Below are 6,411 nucleotides of genomic sequence, written 5' to 3'. Positions count from 1 at the left end.
GGACATGAAACAGTACTCTAGTGGAGTTGTCAAACCGACTTACAATATTATTTATACTTAGGATTATCCTAGAGAACCCCTGTCTTTAATTAATTTTCAACAATAAAATTTTAACCAATTGTTTAATAAAAGGGCGCTTTAATTGAGCAGGGATCACAAAAATTATCAAACTTTTTTATAAAAGGATGATTCAATTGAATATAGAAAAAGCGTGTTTTGATCAATCTTTTTTTCAAAACACGCTTTTTCTATTTGCTCTTTTATCAAGGTTTATTAAGTTAATTTAATCAAACTTTATTCAAAAGCTACACGTGGACGAAACTAAAACAGGTAATTCTGCTGATGTGAAGGATCACGGGGGATATGGAACTCACGTAGCGGGCTCAATTGCAGCAGGTGGTAAGCTAAAAGCGGTATTGATTCACTTCTCAAAGGATTCTATTCCTTCCAAAATTACGTTTATTATAAGTCCGATATAACCTTAATACGGTTACAATCGGACTTTTTTATGTCAAGATTATCTTAATGTAATTGTTCATTAGCGAACGTTACTTAAAAATTTTCATACCTCATCCATCCACTTTCAGATCGTTCCGCTTTATATTTACCGTAAGACAGAAGCTTCATCGCCGAACGAGTAGCTGCGTGAAAAACTAACTCTAGCTTCCATTCTTCTTCCATTTCACTTGGATAGGCCGTTGATGCGTAAACATAATAAGCTGCCATAATACAGGGAGCTACTTGTTCTGGTTCAAATTCATAAGCAATTGCATCATCTACAATGAAATCAATAAGACATCGATTTCCATCTAGCATCTCTTTTTGAAGCAACTTTTTTACCGATTCCGGTACTAATTCTAATAATTGATCCTTCAGGACAGTCATTTTTTTGCTCTTTCAGCACGAAGAATTGCATCATTCGTTGGTGTATTTGGTACATAGTTCCCATGACTGTCAATGCTATGTGCTTCCTTATCATATTGTCCGTTAGCATTACGCTTCTTTGTTGTGAACGGATTTTGATTATTTCCCATGCTTGTCACCTCCAATAAATAGTATGTGCTAATCAAAAAGTATTTTGTCTAAAAGGAATCTCACAAAAAATGGAATAGGAATAACAAATTATCCTGTATGAAATGGTTTCTTTCGTAAAAAAATAGGTACAAACCTTAACAAAAGGAGGATCATTTATGACGAACAGAAATGATAATCGAGAACGTAACAACAAATATCCTAACAATCTGAAGAAAGATACTGAGTTCTCTAAAGATGTAAACATTAGAAGCGAAGTAACAAAAAGAGATTTAAAAAAATAATGGTTTGAACCATTGAAAAAGCTTGGATTTGGTTGAATCCAAGCTTTTTCAAATGATAAAAATCCAAACATACTTCTCATGAAAAAAGAATGAATTTCATTTACCGTATTTTGGTAAAAAATTAAAACAAACCATTAAACATGATTCAATGATTTGTAAGCAATCCTAAGTAAACACCATATGCATGAAAAAAATATAGGATGGAACTATATTTCATAAAAGGTGTATCAATCATTATTGAATATAAAAAAGAGGGGGAATTCACCATGAAACTAACGCCAGAACAGCGAATTCAATTGCACGGATTTAATAATCTCACAAAATCATTAAGTTTTAATATGTATGATATTTGCTATACAAAAACAAGAGAAGAACGAGAAGCCTATATAGAATACATAGATGAACAATATAACGCAGACAGATTAACAAAGATTTTAAAAAACGTATCTGATATTATAGGTGCACACGTATTAAATGTTGCCAAACAAGACTACGTTCCACAAGGAGCGAGCGTAACGATATTGGTTTCAGAAGGCCCGATTGTCGAAGTTCCAACTGAATCATTTAACGAATCACCTGGCCCTCTTCCTGGATCAGTCGTTATACAATTAGATAAGAGCCATATAACGGTTCATACGTATCCTGAATACCACCCAGATGAAGGAATTAGCACTTTTAGAGCAGACATTGATGTATCTACATGCGGCGAAATCTCGCCTCTTAAAGCACTAAATTATTTAATTCACTCATTTGATACGGATATTATGACCATTGATTACCGAGTTCGTGGATTCACAAGAGATATAACAGGTAACAAATTATTTATTGACCACGAAATAAACTCCATCCAAAATTACATCCCAGAGAATGTAAAAAAATTGTATGACATGATTGATGTCAATGTATATCAAGAACATATTTTTCATACAAAATGCAAACTAAAAGAATTTGACTTAAATAACTATTTGTTTGGATATACACAAGAAACATTGTCTGCAGACGAACAACAAGAAATTACAAAGAAATTAAAATTGGAAATGGATGAAATATTTTATGGAAAGAATATGAATCATAGCTCAATTGAAGAGAATTTAAATGAATAAAACGATCATATTAAAAGTAAAAAAGCAGAAAATTATTTCCTGCTTTTTTACTTTTTCGATGCGAAAATCATTCAGTTTTCATAGTCAGAGCTCGCAGTACGAAAGAAAGGTATTTTTCATTTTTTGTCGAAATTAAAATTTGGCATAGATCTAGTAAAGAAAGGGATAAAAAATGAAAAAATACGAACAATTCATTTCATGGGTAGAAAACATAAAAGAACGAAACTGCAGCTCTGCTGCTGCACTTTTTATTATGAAAGATAATGAAGTTGTATTGGAGTATTATAGCGGGACCCACTCTAATACAAAAAATAGTTCTCCTATTACAGCAACTTCACAGTTTAACGTTGCTTCTGCAAGAAAAAGTTATTTAGGACTTGCGATTGCTTATGCGCTTTATGAAGGGAAAATTAAGAGTCTAGACGATTATGCTGTGGATTACTTTGAAGAATATGACAAAACTTTACTTGGTAAAACAACTTTAAGGCATTTAGTCACTCATTCGCACGGTCTCGATGTGAGTGAGGGCGGGATCATATACCGAGAATTTGAACCTGGAGAAGGATGGGCTTATAGAGGCATTAATGTTGAAATGATGACGCAGCTAATTTATAAGTTATATAATAAAAGCTTTCCGGAATTACTGAAAGAACGAGTCTTTATACCTGCAGGTTTTACTGAAACAGCTTGGCAAACAATAGATCATGAAAATTTAGTGAAAGTAATCATAAATCCCAATGAAGAAGCTGTAAGTACTGTAGGAGTATTAGATGACGGGGCAGAATCGAATCTTTTTGTCTCCGCTAGAGAGTTTGCTTATTGGGGAAACCTTCACCTAAATAAAGGGTATATGAATGGAAAACAGATCGTACCGGAAGAAGTTATTGAAATTGCAACACAAGTTCATTCTCCTCATTATAAAAATACAAATTTACCACAAAACGGATTATTTTGGTTTGTTCAGAATGCACCAGCACTGCAAAGTGAAATAGGAGAAAAAGTTCCAAAAGGATCTTATCAAATATTAGGTATAACAGGACCAACGATTTTAGTTATTCCTGAATATAATGTCGTTGTCGCAAAAATGTATAACAAAAGATATAACTACGGAGGAGAGAATTACCTATACTACTTACGAGAATTTAGCAATATAGTTGCTGATACATTTGCTCATTAAACCTTTTGTTCGTACAAACTACACCATAAGTAAAAGTATCTAAAATAGAAGTTGCTTTATAAAGACACTTACCAATGAAGTGTCTTTTTTGTTGTTATAGAACAATAAAGTCATTTGTATATGAAAGGTATTACTCCGTATTAATTTTCATTTCACTATTCGTATCTCACGGAGCATTGTGGTTATAATAAACATCGTTAGACGATTATTAAAAAGGATTGAAATGAGAAAAGAGAGGGAAGGATGGTATGAAACATTCATCTGTTAACCCATGGCTTGTTGTCCTTGGTACAGTCATTGTCCAAATGGGACTTGGAACGATTTATACATGGAGCTTATTCAATCAGCCTTTAGTGAGTAAATATGGCTGGAATCTTAACGCTGTTGCGATAACTTTCTCAATCACTAGCTTTTCTTTATCATTTGCAACTTTATTTGCGAGTAAATTACAAGAGAAATGGGGACTTCGCAAACTCCTTATTATATCCGGATTGGCCCTAGGAATTGGTTTGATGCTTAGCTCGCAAGTTTCCTCATTACCAATGCTTTATGTACTAGCAGGTGTTGTTGTAGGTTACGCAGATGGTACAGCCTATATCACTTCACTATCCAATTTAATAAAGTGGTTTCCAGAGCGTAAAGGTTTAATTTCTGGTATTTCTGTCTCTTCATACGGCACGGGCAGTCTAATTTTTAAATACATTAATGGAAAATTGATTGCTTCAGTTGGTGTATCGCAAGCGTTTTTCTATTGGGGCTTAATTGTTGCAATTATGGTAGTTATTGGCGCTTGTTTTATACATAAAGCCGCTGAACAAGATACAGTTCATGAAACGATGAGTCATGATTATACTACAAAAGAAATGCTACGCACAAAAGAAGTTTATCTATTATTTATCATGTTATTTACATCATGTATGAGTGGCTTATATTTAATTGGCATGGTAAAGGATATTGGCGTTCAACTCGTAGGGCTTAGCGCAGCAACAGCAGCTAACGCTGTCGCTATGATTGCTATCTTTAATACAGTTGGTCGAATCATTTTGGGACCGTTGTCAGATAAAATTGGTCGTTTGAAAATTGTGTCGGCAACTTTTGTCGTTATAGCTATGTCTGTTTCTATTCTTAGTTTCGTGGACTTAAATTATGGCATTTATTTCGCTTGTGTAGCTAGCGTTGCTTTTTGCTTTGGTGGAAATATCACTATTTTCCCAGCCATCGTTGGTGATTTCTTTGGTCTAAAAAATCATAGTAAAAACTACGGTATCGTGTATCAAGGCTTTGGTTTTGGAGCACTCGCAGGTTCCTTTATTGGTGTAATTCTAGGTGGATTTAAGCCAACTTTTATTGTAATTGGCGCATTGAGTGTTGTGTCATGTATCATCGCTATGTTGATTCGACCACCTAATCAACAAAAAGAAACACAAAAAAACGATCGCAAAGCAGCGTGAGCATCTTTAATTTTAATTACTTTCTCATTTAAAGTTTAAAGATAAAAGAAGAGAATCATCTATCATATAGTAGTGATTCTCTTCTTAATTCATTTATATAAAGGACTCACATTTGATACAAAAGATGGAATGAAAAAACCAGCTAGCAAAATAGACAGTAGTATTTCTGAAAATAACGAAATAAAATTTACAATTTTTAGAAAAGTTACAGATAGATCAAGTCTGTTTTTTGGAGATAAAGTTATATACAAATATATAAATCCATTTTAATTTTTCGACACATAAGTCGCTGTTATGCATGGTCCCCTCTAATAAGAAAGGGTTTTTATGGCACTTTTTAACTTATATATACATATTTAGTGCAATTATTATGCATTTCTATGAAATTTATAAATAGAGGATGGCGTATAAAGAGAAATATAAGGTAATATAAAAAGTATGCCACAAAAACTTTAAGAGAGGAGAGAAAATATGATGATGGATCAACAAGAATTAAAACAAGAACTACAACAAATCAAAAATAACAATTACGCCGTACCAGAAGATGTTGATGCATACCCATATGCACAATGGATGCTAGATTATATCGGATCACCCGATGCAGAGTTGCGTGATGAATTGATTTACAGTACACTCGAACAATGGATTACAGGCGAAGTATTTAGACAAAAAGAGTTACGCGGGCTACTGCTGCAGGCGCTTAGTACTGATTATTTGTTTTATCAAATCGGTGAAAAGGGAACAGACTCTGTTTTTAAACGTGCTTTCTCAATTCTAATCCCACCGCTTATTTTATCCGTTCATGAAAAAGAACCGTTCTTATCTGAAGAACAGCTCTACAGCGTGGCAGAACAAGTTCTTGAATATGTGTATCTTGAACAAGATGTAAGGGGCTATGTAGAGGGAAATGGCTGGGCTCATTCTACTGCACATGCCGCAGATGCGCTAGATGCTTTAGCACGTACGATACGAAATCGCGAATTTTCACATGCAATCCTTACTGCTGTTCGGCATAAGGTTCGTCTGCATGATTACGTATACATAAACTTTGAAGATGAGAGATTAGTGACGGCAGTAATGTCTTTATGGAACCAAAATATCTTAGCCAAAGAAGAATGGAACAATTGGTTTCACAGCTTTACGATCATTGAAGAAGCTCCAGCTTCTCAAAATGATATTTTAGTACAAAACATTAGAACCTTCTTAAGAAGCTTGTATTTCCGAGCTTTAAAACAAGAAGGAAACTCTGCGTTGACGATTGCTGCATTGGAGACTTTAAAAAAATTGCATAAGTTTTAATTTGAGGTGTAATTTTATAATTAGATTCATAATGTTATTTTTCACAAAATTAATAAACTCGAGGT

The 6,411-nt window shown here is 33.8% G+C and carries 8 protein-coding genes; 6 read left to right on the top strand and 2 right to left on the bottom strand.

Features of this window, described 5'->3' with window-relative positions; all coding sequences use genetic code 11:
* Positions 1 to 311: 311 nt before the first annotated feature.
* On the top strand, positions 312 to 479 hold the full coding sequence (locus tag MR076_RS19805; RefSeq protein ID WP_242223440.1) for a hypothetical protein: 168 nt from the start codon (positions 312 to 314) through the stop codon (positions 477 to 479).
* Between the two features lie 73 nt (positions 480 to 552).
* On the opposite strand, the gene MR076_RS19800 is transcribed toward MR076_RS19805, so the two are convergent.
* A complete protein-coding gene (locus tag MR076_RS19800; protein WP_242223448.1) occupies positions 553 to 876 on the bottom strand; it encodes a hypothetical protein in 324 nt (107 codons plus the stop codon).
* 5 nt (positions 877 to 881) lie between these two features.
* On the bottom strand, positions 882 to 1,034 hold the full coding sequence (locus MR076_RS19795) for a hypothetical protein (protein ID WP_242223438.1): 153 nt from the start codon (positions 1,032 to 1,034) through the stop codon (positions 882 to 884).
* A gap of 156 nt (positions 1,035 to 1,190) precedes the next feature.
* Here MR076_RS19795 and MR076_RS26425 point away from each other — a divergent pair, with 156 nt between their 5' ends.
* The 5 genes from MR076_RS26425 (at position 1,191) to MR076_RS19775 (ending at position 6,346) form a co-directional block, all read left to right on the top strand.
* A complete protein-coding gene (locus MR076_RS26425; RefSeq protein ID WP_277928550.1) occupies positions 1,191 to 1,316 on the top strand; it encodes a hypothetical protein in 126 nt (41 codons plus the stop codon).
* A 266-nt stretch (positions 1,317 to 1,582) separates the two neighbouring features.
* Entirely contained in the window at positions 1,583 to 2,419 is an 837-nt protein-coding gene (speD, locus tag MR076_RS19790; protein ID WP_242223436.1) for an adenosylmethionine decarboxylase, read from the top strand.
* A 172-nt stretch (positions 2,420 to 2,591) separates the two neighbouring features.
* A complete protein-coding gene (locus MR076_RS19785) occupies positions 2,592 to 3,596 on the top strand; it encodes a serine hydrolase domain-containing protein (protein ID WP_242223434.1) in 1,005 nt (334 codons plus the stop codon).
* Positions 3,597 to 3,844: 248 nt separating this feature from the next.
* Positions 3,845 to 5,047: an L-lactate MFS transporter gene (locus tag MR076_RS19780; RefSeq protein WP_242223432.1), complete on the top strand. Its 1,203-nt coding sequence runs from the start codon at positions 3,845 to 3,847 to the stop codon at positions 5,045 to 5,047.
* Between the two features lie 474 nt (positions 5,048 to 5,521).
* Complete coding sequence (locus MR076_RS19775; RefSeq protein ID WP_242223446.1) at positions 5,522 to 6,346, top strand: DUF2785 domain-containing protein; 825 nt, start codon at positions 5,522 to 5,524, stop codon at positions 6,344 to 6,346.
* The last annotated feature ends 65 nt before the right edge of the window (positions 6,347 to 6,411 follow it).

The sequence above is a fragment of the Bacillus cereus group sp. BfR-BA-01380 genome, from assembly GCF_022663535.1.
Classification (GTDB): Bacteria; Bacillota; Bacilli; order Bacillales; family Bacillaceae_G; genus Bacillus_A; species Bacillus_A cereus_BB.
This window is presented reverse-complemented; position numbering and strand designations above follow the sequence as displayed.

Excerpts from the sequence above, each read along its gene's own strand:
- MR076_RS19795 (WP_242223438.1), bottom strand. The coding sequence starts at position 1,034 with ATGGGAAATAATCAAAATCCGTTCACAACAAAGAAGCGTAATGCTAAC.
- MR076_RS26425 (WP_277928550.1), top strand. The coding sequence starts at position 1,191 with ATGACGAACAGAAATGATAATCGAGAACGTAACAACAAATATCCTAAC.
- speD (WP_242223436.1), top strand. The coding sequence starts at position 1,583 with ATGAAACTAACGCCAGAACAGCGAATTCAATTGCACGGATTTAATAAT.
- MR076_RS19785 (WP_242223434.1), top strand. The coding sequence starts at position 2,592 with ATGAAAAAATACGAACAATTCATTTCATGGGTAGAAAACATAAAAGAA.
- MR076_RS19780 (WP_242223432.1), top strand. The coding sequence starts at position 3,845 with ATGAAACATTCATCTGTTAACCCATGGCTTGTTGTCCTTGGTACAGTC.
- MR076_RS19775 (WP_242223446.1), top strand. The coding sequence starts at position 5,522 with ATGATGGATCAACAAGAATTAAAACAAGAACTACAACAAATCAAAAAT.